Below are 24408 nucleotides of genomic sequence, written 5' to 3' on the forward strand. Positions count from 1 at the left end.
GTGCCCGCTATCGAGCGGATGGAGATCCTCGACGTCCTGCGCGGCGTCGCGCTGCTGGGCGTGTTCGCGATGAACATCGAAGGGTTCTCGCGGCCGATGCAGGAGATGGGTGCGGGCATCGCGCCCGAGGCCAGCGGTTTGGACTGGGCGGTCGCCTGGAGCGTCCACGTCTTCGTCGCCGGCAAGTTCTGGACGATGTTCTCGCTGCTGTTCGGCATGGGCTTTGCGCTGATGAGCGCGCGCATCGCCGCCTCGGGGCATCCGGTCGCGCCGGTGGTCCTGCGTCGCCAAGCGGTCCTGCTGGCCTTCGGCCTGCTGCATATCACGCTGATGTGGTGGGGCGACATCCTGCACAGCTATGCGATCGCCGGATTGTTGCTGCTGGCGATGCGCGAGATTGCGCCGCGCTGGCAGCTCGCCGTCGGGCTGGCGCTGTATGGCGGCGTCGGGGCGTTCTATCTGGCCAATGCCGCGCTGCTGGCGCTGGTGCCCGAATCGATGCTGGCCGATCTTGCGGGCGCGCTTGCGTCGGGGCGCGAAGCTGCCGAGCGCATCTACCCGACCGGCAGCTTCGCTGAGATCACCCAACGGCGTGTGTCCGACTATCTGCAACTGGGGCTGCAGAGTCAGCTGTTCCAGGTGCCGATGATCGCCGGCGTGTTCTTGGTCGGCAGCTGGTTGCTGCGCGGCGGCTGGCTGCGCGCACCTGCCCGGCACCGTAGCTTCTGGTGGCGGCTGCTGGCCTGGGTGACGCCGCCCGCGGTGCTGTTCACGGGCCTGGGCGTGTGGCTGGGCACGTCGTTCGACAGTCCGCTCGCGCCGCGCGCTGCGTTGTCGACGGGCTTGATGCTGCTCGGGTCGCTGCCGATGTCGCTGGCCTATGTCGCACTGCTGGTGCTGGCCTGGACGTCGGCGTCCGGGCAGCGGGCGCTGCGCGTCTTCGCGCCCGCCGGGCGCATGGCGTTGACGCACTACCTCGCGCAATCGCTGGTGTGTTCGCTGCTGTTCTACGGCTACGGCGCCGGCCTTTGGGGCGAACTTGGGCGCGCAGCGCAGACCGGCCTGGTGCTGGCGGTGTTCGCGCTGCAGCTTGCGATCAGCCCGGTCTGGCTGGCGCGGCATCGACACGGGCCGGTGGAATGGCTGTGGCGCTGGGCGACCTACGGCCACCGGCCGGCGTGGCGGCGCGCCTACCAGGTGGCATGAGCCCTCGCGACGACGTATTGATCGTCGGCGGCGGCGCGGTCGGCCTCGCTTGCGGGCTGGCGCTGGTCGAAGCCGGGCGCGGGGTGCGGGTGCTCGAGGCAGGCACGGCGGGCTGCGGCAGCTCGCACGGCAACTGCGGCACGATCACGCCCAGTCATGCCGCACCGCTGGCGGCGCCGGGTGCGATCGCGCGTGCGTTGCGCTGGATGTTCGCCAGCGATGCGCCGCTGCGCATCGCACCGCGTTTCGATCCCGCGCTGTGGGCCTGGCTGGCGGGGTTCGCACTGCGCTGCAACCGCCGTGACTGGCAGCACGCCACGCGCGCGCGGGCCGCGATCCTGCAGGCCTCGCGCGCGGCCTTCCCGGGCTGGCTCGCCGATCACGGTATCGCGTGCGAGTTCGCAGCGACCGGGATCGACTACGTCTATCGTGATCGCGCGCAGTTCGATGCCTTCGAGGCGGAGGCGCGCGTACTGCGCGGGCTGGGCCTGGCGCTGGAGCAGATCGACGGCCCGCGCGCGCTGCGCGAGGAGCCGGCGTTGCGCGAAGGCGTTGCCGGCGTCGTGCGCTTTCCGGGCGATGCACGCCTGCGGCCCGATGCGTATGTCGCGGGGTTGGCCGCGGCGTTCCGCGCGGCGGGCGGTACGCTGGAAGAACACTGCGAGGTACTGTCGGCCGAGGAAACCGCCGAGGGCGTGCATGTGGCGACCTCGCGCGGCGACTTCGTCGGCCGCGATCTGCTGCTGGCCGCCGGGGCCTGGTCGCCCGGCGTCGCGCGTGGGCTGCGGCTGCGCGTGCCGGTACAGCCGGGCAAGGGCTACTCGATGACCTACGCACGTCCGGCGTCCGCGCCCCGACGGTCGATGGTGTTACACGAACGCAGCGTGTTCGTGACGGTCTGGGACGCCGGCCTGCGGCTGGGCGGCACGATGGAGTTCGCCGGCTACGACCGCAGCCTCAATCGCGTTCGGATCGATGCGATCGAACACGCGGCCGCCGAGTATCTGCATCTGCCGGCGTCGCCGCGGCGCGAGGAGACGTGGACGGGCTTGCGCCCAGTCTGTGTCGACGACCTGCCGCTGATCGGTGCCGCGCCCGGGCATCGTCACACCTGGATGGCGACCGGGCATGGCATGCTCGGCATCAGCATGAGTGTCGCCACTGCCCACCTGATCCGCGACCTGATCTGCGGAACACCGCCCGGCTTCGACCCGGCCCCCTTCGCGCCGGCGAGGTTTGCATGAGCGCGTCCGGCGATGCGCTCGCATTCGATCTGATCGTCGTGGGCGGCGGGTCGGGCGGGCTCGCCGCGGCCTTTCGGGCTGCCGAGTACGGCCGGCGGGTCGCACTGCTCGAACCGGGAGACCTGGGCGGCACCTGCGTCAACGTCGGCTGCGTGCCCAAGAAGGCGATGTGGCTGGCCGCCGATCTGGGTTTGCGCATCGGCCATGCCGCGCGGCTGGGATACGACTTGCCGCGCGGTGGCCGTCCGGCCTTCGACTGGCCATGCTTTCTGACCGATCGCCAGCGTTACATCCACGGCATCCACGCCAGCTATCGCCGGCGGCTCGATCGCGACGGCGTGCTGCTGCTGCCCACGCGTGGCCGGCTGGCGGGGGAGGGGGCGGTGGAGACGGCCGACGGCGCGTTGCTGCGCGCCCCTCACATCGTGCTTGCGACTGGATCGCGCCCGATCGTCCCGCAGATTCCCGGCGCATCGCTGGGCGTGGTGTCGGACGATTTCTTCCACTGGACACAGGCGCCGGCGCGCGTGGCGGTCATCGGTGGCGGCTACGTCGCGGTCGAACTGGCCGGCGTGCTGCAGGCGCTGGGCAGCCAGGTGGATCTGGTCGTGCGCGACGGCCGGCTGTTGCGCCAGGCCGAGCCCGAGCTGGTCGCCCAGTTGCAGGACAACTACATCCAGCAGGGGGTCGTGCTGCGCCTGGGGGTGGCCTCACAGGCCCTGCATCGGCAGGCCGACGGTCGGATTGCGATCGAGACCGATGGTGACGAGCGGCTCGCCGACTACGACCAGGTCCTGTTCGCGACCGGGCGGCGGCCCAACACCGACGACCTGGGCCTGGAGCGCGTGGGCATCGTGCCCGACCCGCAGGGCCACCTGCCGGTCGATGCGTTCCAGGACACGCCCGCGCCGGGCGTACATGCGGTGGGCGACATCTGCGGCTGTGGTCCGGCGCTCACGCCGGTCGCGATCGCGGCTGCGCGCCGGCTGTGCGACCGCTTGTTCGGCGGCCGGCCCGATGCGCGCCTCGATGCGGAGAACGTGCCCAGTGCGATCTTCTCGCACCCGCCGCTGGCGATGGTCGGCCTGACCGAGGCCCAGGCGCGCGAACGGCATGGCGACGACGTGCACGTGTACACCAGCCGCTTCCGCCCGATGATCGAGGCGCTGGCCGATACCTCGCAGTGCAGCCTGTTCAAGCTGATCTGCGTGGGCGAGGCGCGTCGTGTGGTCGGCCTGCACCTGCTCGGCGATGCCGCCGACGAGATCCTGCAGGGTTTCGCGGTCGCGCTGAAGATGGGCGCCACGCTGGACGACTTCCACGACACCGTTGCCATCCATCCCACCAGCGCCGAGGAAGTGGTGCTGATGCGCTGACCGGTGCGCCGCTCGATCGCTCAGGGCAGCAGATGCAGCGCCTGCGCACCACCGCGGACTGCATCGGCCACCAAGCGGCGATCGAAGCTGGCCAGGCGGCCGCCCATCTGGACGGCGAGTGCCAACAGGTAGGTATCGGTGACCTGGCCTGAGGTCAGCAGCCGGTCGTGCGCGACGTGCGGCGCATCGAGCAGGCTCAGCGCATCGGGCCAGAAGCGATGCCCCGGATGCGCGCACAGACCGGCCAGCACCTGCGCCGCCTCGGTGACCGAATCGGCCGGGTTGGCATAGCGCGGGTTGGACATGATCCGCAGGGCACCGTTCTGGGTGATCGGGCACGACGCCCAGCCTTGCGCGCCTTCCTGTGCGAACCAGTCGTGGGCGCGGTCGTGGTGTGCGTGGAGGGGGTCGAGCAACGCCAGCAGCACGTTGACGTCGAGTAGGTGCACCGGCGCACCCGGCGGCCAGCCGGGCGCGCGCTCTTCCACGCGATGCGGTGTCATGGCGCCTCGTCGCGGAGGCGATTCACCAGCTCGAGTGTTGCCCGCTCGGCGCCAGGCCGGGCCGGCAGCAGCGGAATCCCGTTGCGATAACGCGGCGGTGGTGCGGCCGGCGTCAGGCCCTTGCGGACCAAGTCGGACACCACCTCCCCAAGGCTACGCCCCTGCGCCTGGGCCAACGCGCGGGCCGCGGCGAGGATATCGTCGTCGAGTGACAGGGTCGTGCGCATAGGTGGCGCTCCATGATGGACCGCATCAAGCATCGCGCATCACGCATCATTACGCAAATGGACGGCTCGTTGCGGTGCCGAACTCGTGGTCTCAGAGGCGTCGGGCGCGCGGCAGCGACTTCGCGTCGCGCTCGCCAGCGCGCGCCTGCGCATAACGGGTCCAGGTCGCGTCGATCGTCTCGCCTGTCAGCGCGGCCCAGGTGTCGGCCGTGTAGGCCCCCGCCCGAAGCGCGGCATCGAGCTTGTGCACCAAGCCCGGGTGCGCAGTGTCGGCCCATTTGAGGAATGCGCCGCTGACCCGGTAGCCGGTGTCGTAGCGGTGCTCGTCGGCGACGGTGTCCGGGAGCGCCCAACCGCTGGCGGCGTTGTCCAGGCCGTAACGATCGCGTGCATAGTCGGCGATGCCTTCGGTCAGCCACACCGGCGCGCCATCGCCGTAGCCGGGATAGGACTGGACGATGTGCATGGCTTCGTGGGTCACCAGATCGACATCGCCAGGGCGCTCGATGAGCCAGGCCGGGTTGATCGTCATCGTCGCCTGGCCCTTGTTGTCGACGAAGGCGACGCCGTCGTAGTCCGGGTCGATGACGATGTCGACAGCATCGGCCGCTGCGGGGTTGAAGTCCGCGCGCTGGCGCGCATAGGTCGAGAAGAACGTGTCGACGATGCGGTCGCGCATGCCGGCATCGAGCGCATCGGTCGCGTCGCGGTAGACGAGCGTCACGCCGTCGCGCTCGATCGTGGTCTCCATTGCCGCAGCCGTGGCGAGCGGCAGCAGGCACAGCAGCGGGAGCAGACGGGCAGGGCGGGTCATCGGCGGGTCTCCAGCGGGACGGGGGTGAAGGGGGCGAGCAGTTCGAGTTCAGCCAATTGCAGGCGACCGGGCGCCGAGAAGCGCACGCGGTAGGTATCGAAGTCGCCAGGCGTCTGAATGCGGAACGGGCGCGTCTGGCGCGGCCATTCGAAGGTCTGGGCCTGGCGGGTGTCGATCGTGCGCCACGGGCCGTCGCCGCGACGCGCCTCGAGCGTCCAGTCCGCGTCCCGGATCGTGCGTTCGCCGGAGGTCAACGTGTAGAAGCGTGCGCGGCCAGGCTGCGGCAGCGCGACCTCGACCGCGGTGTCGTCGCCACGCAGCCACAGGCCGCTGGTGCCATCGTCATCGATCAGGATGCCTGCCTCCTCGCCGGCCACCGTGGCGCGCGCGCCCGCGACCGCCAGGTCGGCCAGCGTCGACGGTGCCTGGCCGACAGGCGTCAGCGAGGGCGGCGCGTCTTCCGGCCGGCTGCCCCAGGTCGAGGGCTCGGGTCCCATATGGAATTCCAGCGTGGCGCCGGCCGCGATGATCTCGTGTGGGATCCACGTGCGGTGCCAGGGGCGCCCGTTGACGGTCAGCGATTGCACGTAGACATGCTCCGGCGCGTAGTCGATGGCACGGACCTCCAGCGTCCTGCCTTCGCCCAGGCGCACGCGGGCGCGTTCGAACAGCGGCGAACCGATCACATACTCGGGCGCGCCCATGCGCAGCGGGTACAGGCCGAGCGATGCGAACAGATACCAGGCCGACATCTCGCCGTTGTCCTCGTCGCCGGGGTAGCCCTGGCCGATCTCGCTGCCCAGGTACAGCCGCGACAGCACTTCGCGCACGATCCGCTGGGTCTTCCAGGGCTGCCCGGCATAGAGATACATCCACGGAATGTGGTGCGCGGGCTGGTTGCTGTGCGCGTACATGCCCAGGCGCACGTCGCGGGCCTCGGTCATCTCGTGGATCACGCCGCCATAGGAACCGACCAACGTCGGGTCCGCCGTCTCGGGCGTGGCGAAGAACGCGTCGAGCTTGGCCGCCAGGGCCTGGCGGCCACCATAGAGCGCAGCCAGCCCGTTGCCGTCGTGCGGCGCGGTGAACGCGAACGTCCAGCCGTTGGACTCGGTGTAGTCGTGGCCCCAGACGCGCGGGTCGTACTGCGCCGACGGCACGCGCCACGCGCCACTGGCATCGCGGCCCTGGAAGAACCCGGCCTGCCGGTCGAACAGGTGCGCATAGGCGGCCGCGCGGTAGCGGAAATACTCGGCTTCCTCGTCGTAGCGCTGTCGGGACTGCGGTGTCTCGGCGCGGTCGGCCAGCGCCTGGGCCATGCCGGCGATGCCGAAGTCGTTGAGCGCACCCTCCATCGTCCACGACATGCCCTCGGGCACGCGGGTGTCGACATAGCCGCGGAAGGTCGCCTCGGCCATGCCCTTGCGCCCGACGTGACGGCTGGGCGGGACCACGGTCGCGTTCTTGAGCGCGGCCTCGTAGGCCAGCGCCGGATCGAACCCCGCCACGCCCTTGCGCCAGGCATCGGCGAAGGCGACATCGGTGCTGGTGCCCACCATCAGGTCGGCGTAGCCGGGCGACGACCAGCGCGCCAGCCAGCCGCCGGCGCGGTATTGATCGAGAAAGCCATCGACCAGTGCACCGGCGTTGTCGGCCGCGAACAGCGTGTAGGCCGGCCACGCAGTGCGGAACGTGTCCCACAGCCCGTTGTTGATCACGATCCGGCCGTCGCGCACCGGCGCGAAGGTACGCCGGGCGTTGCCCTGGGCGTTGTCGTCGGCGCTGCTCATCTGGCTGGCATAACGCCAGTCGGGCTGGGTCGTGCTGCCGGCGTTCTCTGCGCCGCTGTTGGGATACAGGAACAGCCGGTACAGATTGGAATAGAGCGTCGTGCGCTGGTCGTCGCTGGCGCCTTCGACCTCGAAGCGGCCCAGCAATGCATCCCATCGCGCACGGGCGCGCTCCGATACGCTGGCAACGGTGTCGGACTCGCCCATCTCCAGTGCCAGGTTGTGCCAGGCCTGCTCGACCGAGATCAGCGAGGTCGCGACGTGCATGCGTACCGTGCGCGCGCCGTCGCCGGCGAACTTGATGTAGCCGGTGGGCCGGCCGGTGTCGATGACGCCGCTGTCGCGCCACGGCGTATCGAAGCGGGCGACCACGAACATGCGCGTCGCGCCGGTGGACAGGCCGCTGCGCACGTCGGTGTAGCCGGTCAGTGTCCCGGTCTCAGCGTCGAGTTCCAGCCCGCCGCGCGCATCGACGTTGTCCAAGAGCAGGTTCGCATCGCCGTTGGCGGGAAAAGCGAACTCGAATACGGCTGCGTGGTCGGTCGGCGCCAGTGCCGCCTCGATGCCATTGTCGAAGCGCACCCGGTACAGGTGCGGCCGCGCGGTCTCGGTCTTGCGGTCGAACGCCAGGGCACGCGTCCGGCGATCGGCTTCGGGCACGCCGCGATCGCTGGAGGGCATGAACTGGAAGGTTTGGCGGTCGCCCATCCAGGGGCTGGTCTGGTGACTGAGCGCCAGCGCCTGCAGTCGCGGCCGGTTGGCCGCGTCGTTCTGTTCGTTCCAGCGATAGAGCCAGTTCAGCACCCCCGCATCGGTCACCGGCGTCCAGAAGTTGAAGCCGTGCGGTACCGCAGTCGCAGGAACGTTGTTGCCGCGCGAGAAGCGGCCGTTGGACTGGGTACCACGCGTGGTCAGTACCCAGTCGCTGGGATGCGCCCGTGTCTGGCGCGGCACCTGCGCCAGTGCGATGTCGTCGATCCAGCCGCGCGCAACGGTGCCGCCCGGCGGTTGCACGTCGAGCTCGATCGCAACCACGCGCCGGCCGCGCAATCCGGCCACGTCGCCCAGGCGCACCGCCTTGCGCGCCCATTGCTGTGGATACAGCGATTTCGATGCGCCCTGCGCGGGCGCGCCGATCCTCACGCCGTGCTGATCGCGCGCGTCGCCGGCAGACAACCGGCTGCCGTCGTCGAGCAGCAGATCCAGCGAGACCCATGTCGATGCGTCGGTATCGCCGTCGACGATCTCCGGCAGCACCAGCCACGACAGTTCGGTGTCCGGCTCGACGGCGATGTCGACGTCGAACAGCCGCTGACGACCAGGCGCCGCGGCCTCGTAGCGCAATGCCCGCAGACCGCTGTAGCCAGCGCCGACACGCGCGGCGTAGGGCGCCTCGGGGCCATTGCCCACGCGCACGGCGAGTGCGCCAGTCGCCTCCATCGCCGGCTCGGGGTCTCCGGATTCGAACGAACTGGCGAAGCCGGGCGCGTCTTGCGCCTGCGCGGGGAGCACGAAGGCGGCGGCGAGCGCGCACGCCAGCAGCGTGCGCGTCGAGAGGCGTGGGGTCATGCCGGGGTGCTCCGGTCGCGAGTGGGAGGACGCGCCGTGCGGTCGCGCTGTCCGCCAGGCGCATGCGCGTAGGTCAGCGAACTGTCGCGCTCGACCAGATGCACCGGCGCGATCGTCGTGCACCGCGGCGCATCGGGTGCGCGGCCGCGCTCGAGGACCATGTCCACCGCCTGCCGTCCGAGCGCGCGTGGGCCGGTGGCCAGCGTCGTGAGTGCCGGCACCTGGGCGCAGGCCTCGGGCGTGTCATCGAAGCCGGTGATCGCGAAATCGCGGCCTGGCGCAATGTTGCGCGCGCGCAGGCCCATCATCAGTCCGAAAGCGACGCCATCGTTGTAGGCCACCACCGCGGTCGGCGCGGGATCGCGTGCGAACAGCGCCGCTGTCGCCAGGCTTGCCGCGATCCGCGTGGGTGGGCACTCGACGATCCACTGCGGCTCGAGCGCAATCCCGGCCTGGGCGAGCGCAGCGCGGTAGCCGTCGGCGCGTTGGCGGAACGAACTCGATGTGCGGCTGCCGCCGAAGAACGCGATGCGCCGGTGGCCTTGCGCCAGCAGGTGCTCGGTGGCCAGGCGTGCGCCGGTCGCGTTGTCGGCGCCCAGGTAGTCCCAGTCGCCGTCGGCCACCTCGCGGTTGAACAACAGCACAGGCGTGTGCAGCCCGACGACCGGCCGCAGATCGTCGGCGCGCGTCCCATCGGCGGGCGTCAGGATGACCCCGGCCGGGCCGTGCTCGATCAGCGACGCCAGCACCGCGCGCTGGCGCTCGACTGACTCGCCGCTGCTGCCCAGCAACATCACGCAGCCGGCGCCGGCCAGCGCTTCGTCCACGCCAGCGGCGAACTCCGCCACGAAAGGGTTCGATAGATCGTTGACGACCAGGGCAACGCTGGTGGAGGTCTTTCGGCGCAGGTTGGCAGCGCTGCGGTTGTAGACGTAGCCCTGGCGGCGGATCTCCGCTTCGACGCGTTGCCGGGTCCGGGCTGCGACCACCGGACTGCCGCTGAGCACCAAGGAGACGGTGGCCGGCGACACACCGCAGGCGCGCGCGATGTCGGCCAGGGTCACCCGTCGACGCGTTTCGGATCGGGTCATGTCTGGATCGATTTAAGGGTGGCATCGATCCTGCAGAAAATCCCCGGGCTTGGCAAACCGCGCTGCAACATTCGCGTCAGCCCCATTGGATTCGATGCGTTTGGTGGTTGCGGTCGCGCGACGCCGGCACGGCGCCAGTGGCCAGCATGCTTGCCGCAGTGCAGCGTGACACGCTTAATTGAAACGATTAAATCGATCAGCGGAGCGAAGCCGAGGGGGCGGCGTCGTTCGGTCAAGCGCTCGCCGCCGGTGCTTCTGGGGCCGAGGCGGGCGATATGCGAACCATTCGGCACTGCGGTGCCACGACACGCCGGCCGCACGCCGGGCGTGCCTCACGTCCTGATGGGAGAGATCAGATGCGCAGCAGTCCCTTGTCGATGTTGATCGCCGCGGCATTGGTGTCGGGCGCCGTATCCGCCCAGACCACCGCACCGCCGGCCGCGCCGTCGGATGCGGCCCGGCCTTCCGGCCAGCCCACCGATATCGATGCGATCCGGGTCACCGGATCGCTGATTCCACGTGCGCAGATCGAAGGGCCGTCCCCGGTCACCACGATCACCGCCGAGCAGATGGAGCAGCAGGGCTTCACCAATCTGTTCGACGCATTGCGCGCGTTGCCGCAGTCCAGCGGGCCCGTCCAGGATGCACAGAGCACCGGGACCTATACGCCCGGCGCCAAGACCGTGAGCCTGTTCGGTCTGTCGCCCAGCTACACGCTCACGCTGATCAACGGCCGGCCCGTCAACAGCTACCCTCTGGGCTACAACGGCAACACCAGCATCGTCGACATTGCCAACATCCCGATGGGCATGGTCGAGCGGGTCGATGTGCTGACTGGCGGGCAATCGTCGGTCTACGGCTCGGCGGCGATCGCCGGCGTGGTCAACATCGTGCTCAAGGACCGCATCGAGGGCGCGCATGCGCGCTATCGCATCGGCGGCTACAGCGACGGCGGCGGCGAGAATCACCGGCTGCAGTTCAGCATGGGCCATGCGCTCGGCGACTGGGATGTCAGCTACGGCCTGCAGTACGAGCGGCAAAAACCGATCTACGCCTTCGAGCGCGACGCCACCGACAGCGCCGCCGACAACCCGACCGGGCCGGTCGATCCGGCGCGCACGTTCCTGCGCCAGGATCTGACCGCCGGGGCGACGGGCTACATCGACCCCGGCGCGGCGGCCTGCGCGCCACTGTCGTACCTCTACGGGGACAGCACCGAGTACGCGTTGCGCGACATCGACGGTGGCGGCCGCTACTGCGGCAGCCTGCGCAACGTCGGCACGGCCTCGCTGCTCAGCGAGAGCGAAAGCGCCAGCGGCAGCCTGTTCCTGCGCCGCGCGCTCGGCGAGCACGCCGAGTTCTATACCGATGTGCTGCTCAGCTACAGCCGACCGACCTACACCGGCGGCAGCCCGTCGTGGAACCAGAGTTTCTACAACCAGACCACCGGCCGCTATGAACAGTGGCAGCGCATCTTCGCCCCCGAGGAAGTGGGGCTGCACGCCAAGGACCAGCGTGTCTACACCCGCAGCTACAACATCGCGGCTGGCGTGCGCGGCACGCTGGGCGACAGCGGCTTCGACTACGACGTGTATCTCAACCGTTCTGGCACCGGCGCTATCCGCAAGGCCACCGATTTCCTCGCCCGCAACGGCGTCGACGACCACTACCTCGGCCCGAAGCTGGGCGTGGACGCCGCCGGGTATCCGATCCATGCACCCGACGAGGCAGCGCTGTATCGGCCGATCACGCCGGAACACTACGACGCCTGGAGCGCGATCAACCGCGCCAAATCCACCGCCTGGAACCAAGGGGGCACGGCGCTGCTCACCCATGCCGAGCTGTTCACGCTGCCTGCCGGGCCCGTGGGCTTTGCGGCGATCGTGCAGGGCCAGCGCGAGCGCTTCTCCAACCGTTCGCAGTCGGCCGATGCGCGCGATCTGTTCCGCAATGCCGGCGGCGGCACGATCGCCCGCGGCGAGCGTGACCTATACGCGGCCGGTGTCGAGTTCCAGGTGCCGGTGACCGGCAACTTCGACATCAATCTGTCGGGGCGCTACGACAAGTACGCGCTCGACGGAGGGGGCGGCAACGGCAAGCCGACCTGGAAGGCCGGTCTGGAGTTCCGTCCGCTGGACACCCTGCTGCTGCGCGGCAGCTACGCCACCGCGTTCCGCTCGCCGGACATGTTCTATCTCTATGCGTCGGAGACCAGCGGGTTCACCAGCACCACCGACTACTATCGCTGCCGGCAGGCGGGTTATGGCGTCGACGACTACGACGCATGCCCGCAGTCCGACCAGTCCACCCGGCATCTGGGGCAGGGCAATCGCGACCTGCGCGACATCACCGCCCGGACGTTCACCTATGGCGTGGTGTGGTCGACGCCGGGCAATGCGTTCACGATGTCGCTCGACTACAACGCCATCGAGATCGAGGACGAGGTCGAACTGCTGGGCATCGCCGATATCCTGGAACTGGAAGCCAACTGCCGGCTGGGCGTGTCGGAGAACGGGCAGACCCGCTACGACATCGATTCGCCGACCTGTCGCGACGTGATCGCCCAGGTCCAGCGGCGCCCGGACAGTGATCCGGTCGATCCCAACGGCGTTGCCGAAGTCCGGACGTATCCGATCAATCTCGCGCGCCAGCGTCAGACCGGTGTGCAGGCGGCGGCACGCTATCGCTGGACTGCCGGCAGCGTCGGCGACTTCGATGTCGACCTGGGCTACTACCGCACGCTCAGTCATGACCGCCAGCCGCAGGCCGACGATCCGGTCGAGGATCTGTTGTGCTGCGCCAACTCCAACGAGCTGCAGCACCGCACCACCGCCAGCATCGCCTGGAACCGCGGCCCGCTGGCCGCGACGCTGTGGGGCGTGCGCAACGCGCGCAGTTGGAACGCGGCGGGCCGCGCCCGCGACATCGGGCCCTGGACGACGTTCAATGGCAGCGTCTCCTATCGCTTCGGCGACCGCTACGGGATGCTGTTCTCGGTCAACAACATCGCCAACCGCAAGCCGCCGGTGGACCGCACCAACGGCAACTGGCCGTTCTACGACCGCGGGCTCTACAACGCCCTGGGGCGTTCGCTGCAGATGGAATGGTCGATGGATCTCTAGTGCGCGATGGCGGCGGCGTGGGGGCCCTACAATGGGCCATGGCCGACATCCTCGAACTCCATCGCGGCACCGCGCCGCTGCTGGTCAGCCTGCCGCATGACGGCACCCGGCTGCCCGACGATCTCGCACAGCGCCTCACCCCCGAGGCCCGGGCCGTGCCGGATACCGACTGGCACGTGTCCCGGCTGTACGCCTTCGCGCGCGCACTCGGCGCCTCGATCCTGGTCCCGCGCTACTCGCGCTATGTGATCGACCTCAACCGACCCGAGGACGACACGTCGCTGTATCCGGGACAGAACACCACCGGACTGTGCCCGCAGGTGCGTTTCGACGGCGGGCCGGTCTACTTGGACGGGGCCGCGCCGGACGAGGGCGAGATCGCCGAGCGGGTCGACCGCTACTGGCGGCCCTACCATGCCGCCTTGCGCGACGAACTCGCTCGTCTGCGCGCCCGCCATCGCCGGGTGGTGCTGTGGGAAGGGCACTCGATTCGCGGCACCCTGCCGTTCCTGTTCGACGGGCGCCTGCCCGATCTCAACCTCGGCACCGCCGGTGGCAGCAGTTGCAGCCTGGCGCTCGAAGCGCGGATTTCGGGATTGCTCGAGGGACAGGCGGACTACGAATGGGTCGCCAACGGCCGTTTCCGCGGCGGCTACATCACCCGGCATTACGCGGCGCCCGACGAGGGCATCGAAGCGGTCCAGCTGGAAATCAGCCAGCGCTGCTACATGGACGAGGCCAGCTTCGCCTGGGACGCGGCCCGGGCCGCAGCGCTGCAGCCGCTGCTGCAGCGCCTGCTTCAGACCGCGATCGCCCACGCGCAGGGCAGTCGAACCGGCTGACGCTTGGCAGATTCGTGACACCCAAGGCCGCATGCTGCCCGCCATGAGCCGACCCGATGTCCTGCGCCCCCACCGGCCGATGCTGTGGCTGGTCGCGGCGGCGGTGTTCATGCAGATGCTGGACACCACGATCGTCAACACCGCGCTGCCGGCCATGGCCGCCAGTCTCCAACAGTCGCCACTGCGGATGCAGGCGGTGGTCGTGGCGTATGCGCTGACGGTGGCGGTGCTGATCCCCGCCTCGGGCTGGCTGGCCGACCGCTTCGGCACCCGCCGGGTATTCCTGGCCGCGATCGTCGTCTTCACCCTGGGGTCGCTGGCCTGCGCGTTGTCGCAGACGCTGCAGGCACTGGTCGCCTCGCGCGTGCTGCAGGGCGTGGGCGGCGCCATGCTGCTGCCGATCGGACGACTCGCGGTGCTGCGCGCGGTGCCGCGGACCGAGTTCCTCGCCGCGATGACCTTCGTCACCGTGCCCGGCCTGATCGGGCCCCTGATCGGCCCCTCGCTCGGGGGCTGGTTGGTCGAGGTCGCAAGCTGGCACTGGATCTTCCTGATCAACCTGCCGCTGGGCGTGGCCGGCGCGCTGGCCACGCTCCGCTTGATGCCGGACCTGCGCGCGCCGGTGTCGCGCTTCGACCTGCTCGGCTACGGCCTGCTGGCCTTCGGCATGGCGGCGGTATCGCTGTCGGTCGATGCCCTGTCGGGGCACGCCGCGCGGGGCGCGGCGCTGGTGGTGGTGCTGGTCGCCGGCTTCGGCGCGCTGGTCGCCTACTGGCTGCATGCCGCGCGCACCCCGGCGCCGCTGTTCCCGCTGTCGCTGTTCCGGGTGCGGACCTTCAGCGTCGGCGTACTCGGCAACCTGTTCGCGCGGCTGGGCAGTGGTGGCATGCCCTATCTGATCCCGCTGCTGCTGCAGGTCGGCCTCGGGGTGCCGCCAGCGCGCGCGGGCATGATGATGATTCCAGTGGTGGTCGCGGGCATGTTCTCCAAGCGCATCGTGGTGCCGCTGGTGCAGCGCTTCGGCTACCGCCGGGTGTTGGTGGTCAACACCCTGTTGACCGGGCTGGCGATGGCGAGCTTCGCGCTGGTGCAGCCGGGCCAGCCGCTTTGGCTGCAGATCGTCCAGTTCGCGTGCTTCGGCGCGGTCAACTCGCTGCAGTTCACCGCGATGAACACCTTGACGCTGCGCGACCTCGACGGCGAGCACGCCAGCGCCGGCAACAGCCTGCTGTCGATGGTGATGATGCTCGCGATGAGCCTGGGGGTCGCGACCGCCGGCGGCCTGCTGGCCGCCTTCGGCGAGTCGGGCGGCGGCGAGCCGGTCATCGCCGCATTCCGCTGGACGTTCGTCTGCGTCGGCGCGCTCACCCTGGTCTCGGCCGGTATCTTCGCCCAGCTCGGCCGCACGCGGCGCATTCCCGAGCAAGCCGTCGGCCAGGCCGATCAGGGCTGAGGCCGCCCCCGTGGGTCAGCCCGCGAGCCAGGCCGGCAGGTGCATCGCCAGCGGCACCGTGACCACCGCCAGCAGGGTCTGCAGTGTGATCAGCGCGGCCATCAGCGGCGCATCGCCGCCCATCTGACGCGCCATGATGTAGGCGTTGGACGCCGTCGGCAGCGCGGCATAGAAGCAACTGGCGGCCGTCACCCCCTCGCTGGCGCCGAGCAGCCGGCAGGCGAGCACTGCGACCAGCGGCAGCGCCAGCAGTTTGAGTGCCGAGGTCGCGGCCAGTGCCGCCGGGCGGGAGGCCGACCATGCGAACACCAGGCCGCCGCCGACGCAGACCAGGCCCAGCGCGAGCGCCGCGCCGCCCAGAATCTCCAGGCCATGAGCGAGCGCGATCGGCAGCGGCAGCCCGGAGAGATTGACCGCTGCGCCGGCGGCGGTCGCCATGATGATCGGATTGCTGGCCAAGCCGCGCGCGACCCGCCCTGGACTTGTCGGCCGTTCGCTCCAATGGGTCAGCGCCACCACCGCGATCACGTTGACCGCCGGTAGGCAGATCGCCAGCGCCAGCATCACCAGCGCGGCCGTGTCGCGCTCGAACACAACCGCGGCGACCGACAGGCCGAAGTAGGTGCTCGGCCGGGTCGCGCCCTGGATCACCGAGGATCGGCTGGCATCGGGCAGGCCGCGGGCCAGCCGCAGCGACAGCGCGACGGCAGCGGCGAACAGCAACGTCGGTAGCAGCGTGGCCGCCGCCAGGTCGCGCAACTGCACCGCCGAGACGGCCAACTGCGCAGTATTGACGAACAGCAGCGCTGGAAATGCGACGTAGAACGTGAACCATTCGATCGCCGGGAAGAAGCCCTCGGGCGTGCGCGGTGAACGCCGCAGCCAGACGCCGAGCAGCACCACCAGCACGACCGGGAGGGTGTGGGCGATCACTGGAATGTCCGCGGCACAGGGGCTTGCCTACACATGCAACATCGTGAGCGATTCGCCATCAAACCTCCAACGTGGCCAGATCGCCCGCGCCATGCGCCACGCGCCACGCGCGACGCGCCGTCGCGGCAATGTCCACGCCGTCACCACGGCGGGACGGAACACGAATCGCCGTCAAACTTCCAGTGTTGCCAGATCGCCCTTCGTCTCCAGCCACGCCTTCCGATCTCCGGCCCGCTTCTTCGCCAACAACATGTCGATCAGCGAGCGCGTCTCCAGGTCGTCGTCCACGGTCAGTTGCACCAGGCGCCGGGTGTCGGGATGGATCGCCGATTCGCGCAACTGCGAGGGATTCATCTCGCCCAGGCCCTTGAAGCGGGTGACATTGACCTGCCCCTTGAGCTTTTCGCGCGCGATTTTCTCCAGCAGCAGTCGCTTTTCCTCTTCGTCGAGCGCGTAGAACACCTGCTTGCCGACATCGACGCGGAACAGCGGCGGCATCGCGACGAACACGTGGCCAGCCGCGACCAGTGCGGGGAAATGTCGCAGGAACAGCGCGCTGAGCAGCGTCGCGATGTGCAGGCCGTCGGAATCGGCGTCGGCCAGAATCACGACCTTGCCGTAGCGCAGCCCGGCAATGTCGTCCTTGCCCGGATCGCAGCCGATTGCGACCGCGAGGTTGTGCACTTCTTCGGAGCCGAGCACCGTGGTGCTGGCCACTTCCCAGGTGTTGAGGATCTTGCCGCGCAGCGGCAGGATCGCCTGGAAATCCTTGTCTCGCGCCTGCTTGGCGCTGCCGCCGGCCGAGTCGCCCTCGACGAGGAACAGCTCGGTGCGTGAGAGGTCCTGGCTGATGCAGTCGGCCAGCTTGCCGGGCAGGGCGGGGCCCTGGGTGACCTTCTTGCGGACGATCTGCTTCTCGGTCTTCAGCCGCGCGCTCGCGCGCTCGATCGCCAATTGCGCGATCCGCTCGCCCAGTTCGACGTGCTGGTTGAGCCACAGCGAGAACGCGTCGTGGGCGGCGCCCTCGACGAAGCCGGCCGCCTGCCGCGACGACAGGCGCTCCTTGGTCTGGCCGCTGAACTGCGGATCGGTCATCTTCAGCGACAGCACGAACGCGACGCGGTCCCAGACGTCCTCGGGCGCGAGCTTGACCCCGCGCGGCAGCAGGCTGCGGAAATCGCAGAACTCGCGCAGCGCATCGGTGAAGCCGGTACGCAGGCCGTTGACGTGGGTGCCGTGCTGCGCGGTCGGGATCAGGTTGACGTAGCTCTCCTGGACCAGTTCGCCCTCCGGCAGCCAGGCGACCGCCCACTCGACGGTCTCGGTCTCCCGGCCCAGGCCGCCGACGAACAGTTCGGGCGGCAGCAGTTCGCGCCCCTCGAGCGCGCCGCGCAGGTAATCGCGCAGGCCGTCCTCGTAGTACCACGCGTCGCGTTCGCCGCTGACCTCGTCGTGCAAGGTGACGCGCAGGCCCGGGCACAGCACTGCCTTGGCGCGTAGCAGGTGGCGCAACGCGCGCAGGCTGAACTTCGGCGAGTCGAAGTACTTCGGGTCCGGCCAGAAGCGCACGCGCGTGCCGGTGTTCTTGCGGCCGACGCTGCCGACCACTTCCAGCGGCGTGGCGCGATCGCCATCGCGGAAGGTGATGCGGTGCTCGCTGCCTTCGCGCTTGATATGCACCTCGACCAGCGTCGAGAGCGCATTGACCACGCTGACGCCGACGCCGTGCAGGCCGCCGCTGAAGGTGTAGTTGCGGTTGTTGAACTTGCCGCCCGCATGCAGCCGCGTGAGGATCAGTTCCACGCCCGGAATCTTCTCCTCGGGATGGATGTCCACCGGCATGCCACGGCCATCGTCGGCGACCTCGCAGCTGCCGTCGGCGTAGAGCCGCACTTCGATGCCGCGCGCATGCCCGGCCAGCGCTTCGTCGACCGCGTTGTCGATGACCTCCTGCGCCAGATGGTTCGGGCGCGCGGTGTCGGTGTACATGCCCGGGCGGCGCTTGACAGGGTCCAGGCCCGAAAGGACTTCGATGTCGGCAGCGTTGTAACGGTTGTTCATTCGGCGATGCAGCGGGGAGGTCGGCGCATGGTAAAGGAATTGCCCGGACGTCGATTCGGACCTGTGTCCGAGCACAACCGCGCCACGACGCGATGTAGTCGATTTCGGGTCCGTTAAGCCGGTGTGCAGCCGATGTAAGCGGCCAGTTGTTCAGTTGGAGGCCGGTCGCGCGTGGCTAGGTTGGACCCGTCGCCGCTCCCAAGCGGCACGCCGCGCCCCAGGGCGCACCCATCATCGAGGTATCGCAACCGGGACCTGTCCCGCATTGGAGAACCACCTATGAAGACCCGCACTCTGCTGTTCGCTGTCGCCGCTGCCACCGCCTTCGCCGCCCCTGCGTTCGCGCAGGATGCCCAGGACGTCCAACAGCAGGTCCGCCAGGCAGAGGTCGCGGCGCAGCAGGCCGAACAGGACGCGCAGACCGCCGAGGCCGCCGCCCAGGCCGCTGAGCAGGCTGCGGCCGAGACCTATGCATCCGATGCCATGAACGAGGCGCAGGATATCGAGGACGAAGCGAGGGATGCAGCCAAGCTCGACACCGAGGCGTCCGAGCGCGCGGCCGACCAGGCCGACGTCCCGGCCTGACCGTCCGGCTCCCGTAGCCAGCCCGCGAACGCCCCGGCCTGCCGGGGCGTTCGTCCATCCGGGCGCCGGTGCCCAGCGCGGCGGCGCCGCAGCCTGTAGAATGGGGCTTTCCAGCGACCGCTGTTCTCATGACGCTCCCCACCAGCTCCATCACTCCGCTCGTATTCGTGACCGGCGGCGTGGTCTCTTCCCTCGGGAAGGGCATCGCCGCAGCGTCCCTGGCCGCCATCCTCGAAGCCCGCGGTCTGCGGGTGACGATGATGAAGCTCGATCCCTACATCAACGTCGATCCGGGCACGATGAGCCCGTTCCAGCACGGCGAGGTCTACGTGACCGACGACGGTGCCGAGACCGACTTGGATCTGGGCCACTACGAGCGTTTCATCAACGTCCGCCTCTCGGGCAAGAACTCGATCACCACCGGCAAGATCTACGAGAGCGTGATCCGCAAGGAGCGCCGCGGCGACTACCTGGGCGCGACGGTGCAGGTGATCCCGCACATCACCGATGCGATCAAGCGTGCGATCGACCAGGCGACCCAGGGCTTCGACGTGGCGCTGGTGGAGATCGGCGGCACCGTCGGCGACATCGAGTCGCTGCCGTTCCTGGAGGCGATCCGCCAGATCCGCACCGACCGCGGCAGCGAGAAAGCGGTGTTCATGCACCTGACGCTGGTGCCGTTCATCGCCGCGGCCGGCGAGCTCAAGACCAAGCCCACCCAGCACTCGGTCAAGGAACTGCGCTCGATCGGCATCCAGCCCGATGTGCTGCTGTGCCGCAGCGAGCAGCCGCTGCCCGACGGCGAGCGGCGCAAGATCGCCTCGTTCACCAACGTCTCCGAGAAAGCGGTGATCTCGGCGGTCGACCTGGACAATATCCACAAGATTCCGATGTGGCTGCATGCCCAGGGCCTGGACCAGTTGATCGTCCAGCGTCTGGGCCTGGATGCCAAGGCCGCGCCGACGGCCGACCTGTCGGAGTGGCTGGCCGTCGTCGACGCGGTCGAACGCCCGCTCGACGAGGTCACGATCGCGGTCGTCGGCAAGTACGTCGACCACAAGGACGCCTACAAGTCGGTCGGCGAGGCGCTCAAGCACGGCGGCATCCGTCAGCGCACGCGCGTGAGCCTGAAGTGGATCGAATCGCAGGACATCGAGCGCGACGGCGCGGCCGCGTGGCTGGCCGATGTCGATGGCGTGCTCGTGCCCGGCGGCTTTGGCGATCGTGGTTTCGAGGGCAAGGTGCTGGCGTCCGAGTACGCGCGCACCACCGGCCTGCCGTACTTCGGCATCTGCTACGGCATGCAGGCGGCGGTGGTCGACGTCGCCCGCAATCTCGCCGGGCTCGAGGGCGCCAACAGCACCGAGAACGACCGCCAGTCGCCGCACCCGGTGATCGGCCTGATCACCGAGTGGCGCACACAGTCGGGCGAGGTCGAGCGGCGCAGCGAGACCAGCGATCTGGGTGGGACGATGCGGCTTGGCCTGCAGGAGCAGCGGCTCAAGCCCGGCACCCGCGCCCGCGCGCTCTACGGCAAGGACGTGGTCGGCGAACGCCATCGGCACCGCTACGAGTTCAACAACCGCTACCGCACCCAGCTCGAGGACGCGGGCCTGGTGATCAGCGGCAAATCGATGGACGACCTCTTGGTCGAGATGATCGAGCTGCCTGACCATCCCTGGTTCATTGCCTGCCAGGCGCATCCCGAGTTCCTGTCTACGCCGCGCACCGGCCATCCGCTGTTCGTCGGCTTTGTCCGCGCCGCGCGCGAGAAGAAGGCCGGCGGCCAACTGCTCAAGGAAGCGCAGGCGTGACCAGCGCGCCCCTGGTGGAGACGGCGCCTGCCGTGTCGACGGGGGCGCCGCGCCTGGACACCGCGCGGCTCGGCGTGTGGTTGCTGATTGCCGCGACCGCCACCTGTGGGGCGGGCTTGGCTGCGTACGTGCTCTACTTGAAAGCGAATGGGTACAGCGATGCCTATGGCACGGCGTTCGCGCCCTTCGCTCTGATCATCCTGCTCGCTGCCGCGCCGTTGGCGCTGTGCGGCGCGGCCTGTCTGCTGGGCTCGGGCATCGCCCGGGTCTGGCGCCTGCTTGGAGAACTCGAGTGAATCTTTGCGGCTTCGACGTCGGTCTCGACCGGCCGTTTTTCCTGATCGCCGGTCCCTGCGTGATCGAGAGCGAGCAATTGCAACTCGACGTCGCCGGCCAGCTCAAGGAGATCACCGGCGCGCTGGGCATCCCCTTCATCTTCAAGTCCAGCTTCGACAAGGCCAACCGCACTTCCGGCACCAGCTTCCGCGGCCCGGGCATGGAGGAGGGGCTGCGGGTGCTGGCCGAGGTCAAGCGGCAGATCGGCGTGCCGGTGCTCACCGATGTCCACGAGTACACGCCGATGGACGAGGTCGCCAGCGTCGTCGACGTGCTCCAGACCCCCGCCTTCCTGGTGCGCCAGACCGACTTCATCAAGAAGGTCTGCAGCGCCGGCAAGCCGGTCAACATCAAGAAGGGGCAGTTCCTCTCGCCGTGGGACATGAAGCCGGTCGTCGACAAGGCCAAGTCCACCGGCAACGACGCGATCATGGTCTGCGAGCGCGGCGCGAGCTTCGGCTACAACAACCTGGTCTCGGACATGCGCTCGCTTGCGGTGATGCGCGACACCGGCTGCCCGGTCGTGTTCGACGCCACCCATTCGGTGCAGTTGCCGGGCGGGCAGGGCACCTCCAGCGGCGGCCAGCGCGAGTTCGTGCCGGTGCTGGCGCGCGCGGCGGTCGCGGTCGGCGTCGCCGGCGTGTTCATGGAAACCCACCCGCGCCCGGCCGAAGCGCTCAGCGACGGTCCCAATGCCTGGCCGCTGGACCGGATGCGCGCGCTGCTGGAGACCATGCTCGAGCTCGACGCGGTCACCAAGCGCCACGGCCTGCTCGAATCCGAGGTCTAAACGGCCCGGTGCAGGCGGGAGCGCGGACCGACGGATCCACCGGTCCTGCGCCGCGCCCCGCACCGATCCGTCCCATCGGCGGACGTCTGCAGCCACAATGCGTCTTCCTCACTTCTCCGTCCAACACGACACAGCGAGCCCATGACCACAATCGCCAAGATCCACGCCCGTGAAATCCTCGACTCGCGCGGCAACCCGACCCTGGAAGCGGAAGTCACCCTGGCCGATGGCAGCTTCGGCCGCGCGATGGTGCCCTCGGGCGCTTCGACCGGTGCACGCGAGGCGGTGGAGCTGCGCGATGGCGACCGCACCCGCTACCTGGGCAAGGGCGTGACCAAGGCGGTGGCCAACGTCAACGGCGCGATCGCCGAGGCGCTGACCGGGTTCGACGCGACCGATCAGGCCGGGCTGGACAAGCGGCTGATCGACCTCGACGGCACCGAGAACAAGGGCCGGCTGGGCGCGAACGCACTGCTGGGCGTGTCGCTGGCGAACGCGCACGCGCTCGCCGCCTCGAAGAAGGTGCCGCTGTGGAAGCACCTGGCCGATATCGATGTGACGCAAGTGGCTGCCGTCCATGGCGCAACGCGATCGGCTTCGGATGGCCCCGCCCGGCTATCCGTGGCCGGGCGCTCGCAGGCGCAGCCGTCGCCGGAGGGGCGACGGCTCAACGCGCCCACTCTCCCAGTGCCGATGATGAACATCATCAACGGCGGCGCGCACGCCGACAACAATGTCGACTTCCAGGAATTCATGGTCCTGCCGGTTGGATTTTCGAGCTTTTCCGAGTCGCTGCGCGCGGGCACCGAGATCTTCCACGCGCTCAAGTCAGTGCTCAAGGGGCACGGCCTGAGCACGGCAGTGGGCGACGAGGGCGGCTTCGCGCCGGACTTCCGCAGCAACGTCGAGGCGCTCGACACCATTCTCGAGGCGATCGGCAAGGCCGGCTACGCCGCGGGCGAGGACGTGCTGCTGGGCCTGGACGTGGCCTCGAGCGAGTTCCACGACAACGGCAAGTACCACTTGGTGGGCGAGGGCAAGCGCCTGAGCGGCGAGCAGTTCGTCGACTTCCTCGCCGACTGGGCCGCGCAGTACCCGATCGTCACGATCGAGGACGGCATGGCCGAGGACGACTGGGCGGGCTGGAAGCTGCTGACCGAGCGCATCGGCCAGAAGGTGCAGTTGGTCGGCGACGATTTGTTCGTGACCAACCCGCGCATCTTCAAGGAAGGCATCGATTCGCAGACCGCGAATGCCATCCTGATCAAGGTCAACCAGATCGGCACGCTGAGCGAAACGCTCGAGGCGATCGCGATGGCCGATGCCGCCGGCTATGCGGCGATCGTCTCCCATCGCTCCGGCGAGACCGAGGACACGACGATCGCCGACATCGCGGTCGCCACCACCGCCACGCAGATCAAGACCGGCTCGCTGTGCCGCAGCGACCGCGTCGCCAAGTACAACCAGTTGCTGCGGATCGAGGAGGCGTTGGGCGGCCAGGCTCGCTACGCCGGCCGCGACGCGTTCGTCTCGCTCAAGCGCTGATCCCGGACCACCGCCATGCGCGCGATCCTCGTCGTCCTGCTGATGCTGACCGTACTGCTGGGATGGTTGCAGTACCGGCTGTGGTACGGCGTCGGCGGGACGACGCAGGTCGAGGAGTTGCGTGCGCGGGTCGAGGCGCAGGCCCGGCAGAACGAGGGCCTGCAGCAGCGCAACGACGCGCTGGCCGCCGAGGTCGCCGACCTGAAGTCCGGCGAGGCCGCGATCGAGGAGCGCGCGCGGGGCGAACTGGGCATGATCAAGCCCGGCGAAACCTTCTACCGCGTGGTCGACGATGTGCGGGTGGCGCCGTTGCCGGCCGAGCACACGGCCGCTCCGGACGCCGACGACGGAGATCCTCGATGATCGCCGAACCCGCGCGCGGCGGCCTGTGGGCGATCGTGCCCGCCGCCGGGCGCGGGACGCGTTTCGGTGGCGACGTGCCCAAGCAATACCTGGAGGTCGGGGGCCGCAGCGTGCTGGCGCATACGTTGGCATGTCTTGCGGGCCACCCGGGCGTGGCGGGCATCGTGCTGGTGCTGGCCGCCGCCGATGCCGTGGACCTCGATGGCCTGCGGGCTGGGCTGGGCGACACGCCGCTGCTGCGGGCTGATGGGGGCGACAGTCGCGCCGATTCGGTGCTCGCCGGGCTGCATGCGCTGCCCGACACCGTGCGCGCGGACGATTTCGTGCTCGTCCACGACGCCGCGCGGCCCAATCTCGCCGCCGCCGATCTCGACGCGTTGCTCGAGCGCGGGCGCACCGATCCGGTCGGGGCCATTCTGGCCGCGCCGGTGCGCGACACCCTCAAGCGGGCCGGCGACGATGGCGGCATCGACCGCACTGAGCCGCGCGAGCGGCTGTGGCGCGCGTTGACCCCGCAGTTGTTCCGGCGCCTGCAACTGGGGCGTGCGCTCGAAGCAGCGCATGCTGCCGGCATCGTCGTCACCGACGAGGCGATGGCGATGGAGCGCCAGGGGGCCCGCCCGTTGTTGGTCGAGGGCCGCGACGACAACTTCAAGATCACGACCCCGGCCGATCTGGCGCGCTTCGCGTTCGAGCTCTCCCAGCGCGGCTGAGGCTGCGTCTGGCACGGCGCAGCGCGCTGCG

20 protein-coding genes are annotated in these 24408 nt (G+C 69.4%); 13 read left to right on the top strand and 7 right to left on the bottom strand.

Features of this window, described 5'->3' with window-relative positions:
* Genes ABE488_RS13485 through gorA form a run of 3 tightly spaced genes read left to right on the top strand, consistent with a single transcriptional unit; the run spans position 1 to position 3826 of the window.
* Positions 1–1206 (top strand): DUF418 domain-containing protein, encoded by a 1206-nt coding sequence (locus tag ABE488_RS13485; protein WP_346448879.1) that lies wholly within the window; start codon positions 1–3, stop codon positions 1204–1206.
* A complete protein-coding gene (locus ABE488_RS13490) occupies positions 1203–2450 on the top strand; it encodes an FAD-dependent oxidoreductase (protein ID WP_346448881.1) in 1248 nt (415 codons plus the stop codon). Before ABE488_RS13485 ends, ABE488_RS13490 begins: the two co-directional genes overlap by 4 nt.
* Positions 2447–3826: a glutathione-disulfide reductase gene (gene gorA / locus ABE488_RS13495; protein ID WP_346448883.1), complete on the top strand. Its 1380-nt coding sequence runs from the start codon at positions 2447–2449 to the stop codon at positions 3824–3826. Before ABE488_RS13490 ends, gorA begins: the two co-directional genes overlap by 4 nt.
* A 20-nt stretch (positions 3827–3846) precedes the next feature.
* Here the strand turns inward: gorA and ABE488_RS13500 are convergent, their stop codons facing one another.
* The 5 genes from ABE488_RS13500 to ABE488_RS13520 all read right to left on the bottom strand — a co-directional run bounded on the left by ABE488_RS13500 (position 3847) and on the right by ABE488_RS13520 (position 9820).
* Positions 3847–4329, bottom strand: a complete 483-nt coding sequence (locus tag ABE488_RS13500) for a TA system VapC family ribonuclease toxin (RefSeq protein WP_346448885.1) — start codon at positions 4327–4329, stop codon at positions 3847–3849.
* Positions 4326–4556 (bottom strand): hypothetical protein, encoded by a 231-nt coding sequence (locus ABE488_RS13505; RefSeq protein ID WP_346443723.1) that lies wholly within the window; start codon positions 4554–4556, stop codon positions 4326–4328. The genes ABE488_RS13500 and ABE488_RS13505 overlap by 4 nt, the downstream gene beginning before the upstream one ends.
* 91 nt (positions 4557–4647) lie before the next feature.
* Complete coding sequence (locus ABE488_RS13510) at positions 4648–5370, bottom strand: basic secretory protein-like protein (RefSeq protein ID WP_346448886.1); 723 nt, start codon at positions 5368–5370, stop codon at positions 4648–4650.
* The gene (locus tag ABE488_RS13515; RefSeq protein ID WP_346448888.1) at positions 5367–8729 is read right to left on the bottom strand and encodes a GH92 family glycosyl hydrolase; all 3363 of its coding nucleotides are present in this window, start codon (positions 8727–8729) and stop codon (positions 5367–5369) included. The genes ABE488_RS13510 and ABE488_RS13515 overlap by 4 nt, the downstream gene beginning before the upstream one ends.
* Positions 8726–9820, bottom strand: coding sequence for a LacI family DNA-binding transcriptional regulator (locus ABE488_RS13520; RefSeq protein WP_346448890.1), 1095 nt, complete (start codon positions 9818–9820; stop codon positions 8726–8728). Before ABE488_RS13520 ends, ABE488_RS13515 begins: the two co-directional genes overlap by 4 nt.
* 356 nt (positions 9821–10176) lie before the next feature.
* On the opposite strand from ABE488_RS13520, the gene ABE488_RS13525 reads away from it, so the two are divergent.
* From ABE488_RS13525 to mdtD, 3 genes are read left to right on the top strand one after another with little or no spacing between them, the layout of a single operon-like run.
* Positions 10177–12942 carry a TonB-dependent receptor gene (locus ABE488_RS13525; protein WP_346448892.1) on the top strand — a complete coding sequence of 922 codons (2766 nt, stop codon included), beginning with the start codon at positions 10177–10179 and terminating at the stop codon, positions 12940–12942.
* 38 nt (positions 12943–12980) lie between these two features.
* Positions 12981–13784 carry an N-formylglutamate deformylase gene (hutG, locus tag ABE488_RS13530; RefSeq protein WP_346448894.1) on the top strand — a complete coding sequence of 268 codons (804 nt, stop codon included), beginning with the start codon at positions 12981–12983 and terminating at the stop codon, positions 13782–13784.
* 43 nt (positions 13785–13827) lie between these two features.
* Positions 13828–15237 (top strand): multidrug transporter subunit MdtD, encoded by a 1410-nt coding sequence (gene mdtD / locus ABE488_RS13535; protein ID WP_346448895.1) that lies wholly within the window; start codon positions 13828–13830, stop codon positions 15235–15237.
* A 15-nt stretch (positions 15238–15252) separates the two neighbouring features.
* Here mdtD and ABE488_RS13540 read toward each other — a convergent pair whose 3' ends face one another.
* Positions 15253–16170 (bottom strand): AEC family transporter, encoded by a 918-nt coding sequence (locus tag ABE488_RS13540; RefSeq protein ID WP_346448897.1) that lies wholly within the window; start codon positions 16168–16170, stop codon positions 15253–15255.
* A gap of 171 nt (positions 16171–16341) precedes the next feature.
* The gene (gene parE, locus ABE488_RS13545) at positions 16342–18231 is read right to left on the bottom strand and encodes a DNA topoisomerase IV subunit B (RefSeq protein WP_346448899.1); all 1890 of its coding nucleotides are present in this window, start codon (positions 18229–18231) and stop codon (positions 16342–16344) included.
* A 279-nt stretch (positions 18232–18510) separates the two neighbouring features.
* Between parE and ABE488_RS13550 the strand changes: the two genes are divergently transcribed.
* The 7 genes from ABE488_RS13550 (at position 18511) to ispD (ending at position 24377) form a co-directional block, all read left to right on the top strand.
* A complete protein-coding gene (locus ABE488_RS13550; RefSeq protein ID WP_346448900.1) occupies positions 18511–18816 on the top strand; it encodes a hypothetical protein in 306 nt (101 codons plus the stop codon).
* Positions 18817–18965: 149 nt separating this feature from the next.
* The gene (locus ABE488_RS13555; protein ID WP_346448928.1) at positions 18966–20630 is read left to right on the top strand and encodes a CTP synthase; all 1665 of its coding nucleotides are present in this window, start codon (positions 18966–18968) and stop codon (positions 20628–20630) included.
* The gene (locus ABE488_RS13560) at positions 20627–20926 is read left to right on the top strand and encodes a hypothetical protein (protein ID WP_346448902.1); all 300 of its coding nucleotides are present in this window, start codon (positions 20627–20629) and stop codon (positions 20924–20926) included. The genes ABE488_RS13555 and ABE488_RS13560 overlap by 4 nt, the downstream gene beginning before the upstream one ends.
* Entirely contained in the window at positions 20923–21756 is an 834-nt protein-coding gene (gene kdsA, locus ABE488_RS13565; protein ID WP_346448904.1) for a 3-deoxy-8-phosphooctulonate synthase, read from the top strand. The genes ABE488_RS13560 and kdsA overlap by 4 nt, the downstream gene beginning before the upstream one ends.
* Before the next feature lie 141 nt (positions 21757–21897).
* Entirely contained in the window at positions 21898–23301 is a 1404-nt protein-coding gene (gene eno, locus ABE488_RS13570) for a phosphopyruvate hydratase (protein WP_346448905.1), read from the top strand.
* Between the two features lie 15 nt (positions 23302–23316).
* Complete coding sequence (ftsB, locus tag ABE488_RS13575) at positions 23317–23664, top strand: cell division protein FtsB (protein ID WP_346448907.1); 348 nt, start codon at positions 23317–23319, stop codon at positions 23662–23664.
* Positions 23661–24377 carry a 2-C-methyl-D-erythritol 4-phosphate cytidylyltransferase gene (gene ispD / locus ABE488_RS13580; protein WP_346443703.1) on the top strand — a complete coding sequence of 239 codons (717 nt, stop codon included), beginning with the start codon at positions 23661–23663 and terminating at the stop codon, positions 24375–24377. The genes ftsB and ispD overlap by 4 nt, the downstream gene beginning before the upstream one ends.
* The last annotated feature ends 31 nt before the right edge of the window (positions 24378–24408 follow it).

The sequence above is a fragment of the Luteimonas sp. TWI662 genome (genome assembly GCF_039673825.1).
Classification (GTDB): domain Bacteria; phylum Pseudomonadota; class Gammaproteobacteria; order Xanthomonadales; family Xanthomonadaceae; genus Luteimonas.

Excerpts from the sequence above, each read along its gene's own strand:
- ABE488_RS13505 (WP_346443723.1), bottom strand. The coding sequence starts at position 4,556 with ATGCGCACGACCCTGTCACTCGACGACGATATCCTCGCCGCGGCCCGC.
- ftsB (WP_346448907.1), top strand. The coding sequence starts at position 23,317 with ATGCGCGCGATCCTCGTCGTCCTGCTGATGCTGACCGTACTGCTGGGA.
- ABE488_RS13520 (WP_346448890.1), bottom strand. The coding sequence starts at position 9,820 with ATGACCCGATCCGAAACGCGTCGACGGGTGACCCTGGCCGACATCGCG.
- parE (WP_346448899.1), bottom strand. The coding sequence starts at position 18,231 with ATGAACAACCGTTACAACGCTGCCGACATCGAAGTCCTTTCGGGCCTG.
- ABE488_RS13490 (WP_346448881.1), top strand. The coding sequence starts at position 1,203 with ATGAGCCCTCGCGACGACGTATTGATCGTCGGCGGCGGCGCGGTCGGC.
- ABE488_RS13510 (WP_346448886.1), bottom strand. The coding sequence starts at position 5,370 with ATGACCCGCCCTGCCCGTCTGCTCCCGCTGCTGTGCCTGCTGCCGCTC.
- ABE488_RS13500 (WP_346448885.1), bottom strand. The coding sequence starts at position 4,329 with ATGACACCGCATCGCGTGGAAGAGCGCGCGCCCGGCTGGCCGCCGGGT.
- ABE488_RS13525 (WP_346448892.1), top strand. The coding sequence starts at position 10,177 with ATGCGCAGCAGTCCCTTGTCGATGTTGATCGCCGCGGCATTGGTGTCG.
- ABE488_RS13550 (WP_346448900.1), top strand. The coding sequence starts at position 18,511 with ATGAAGACCCGCACTCTGCTGTTCGCTGTCGCCGCTGCCACCGCCTTC.
- gorA (WP_346448883.1), top strand. The coding sequence starts at position 2,447 with ATGAGCGCGTCCGGCGATGCGCTCGCATTCGATCTGATCGTCGTGGGC.
- eno (WP_346448905.1), top strand. The coding sequence starts at position 21,898 with ATGACCACAATCGCCAAGATCCACGCCCGTGAAATCCTCGACTCGCGC.
- ABE488_RS13515 (WP_346448888.1), bottom strand. The coding sequence starts at position 8,729 with ATGACCCCACGCCTCTCGACGCGCACGCTGCTGGCGTGCGCGCTCGCC.
- hutG (WP_346448894.1), top strand. The coding sequence starts at position 12,981 with ATGGCCGACATCCTCGAACTCCATCGCGGCACCGCGCCGCTGCTGGTC.
- ispD (WP_346443703.1), top strand. The coding sequence starts at position 23,661 with ATGATCGCCGAACCCGCGCGCGGCGGCCTGTGGGCGATCGTGCCCGCC.
- mdtD (WP_346448895.1), top strand. The coding sequence starts at position 13,828 with ATGAGCCGACCCGATGTCCTGCGCCCCCACCGGCCGATGCTGTGGCTG.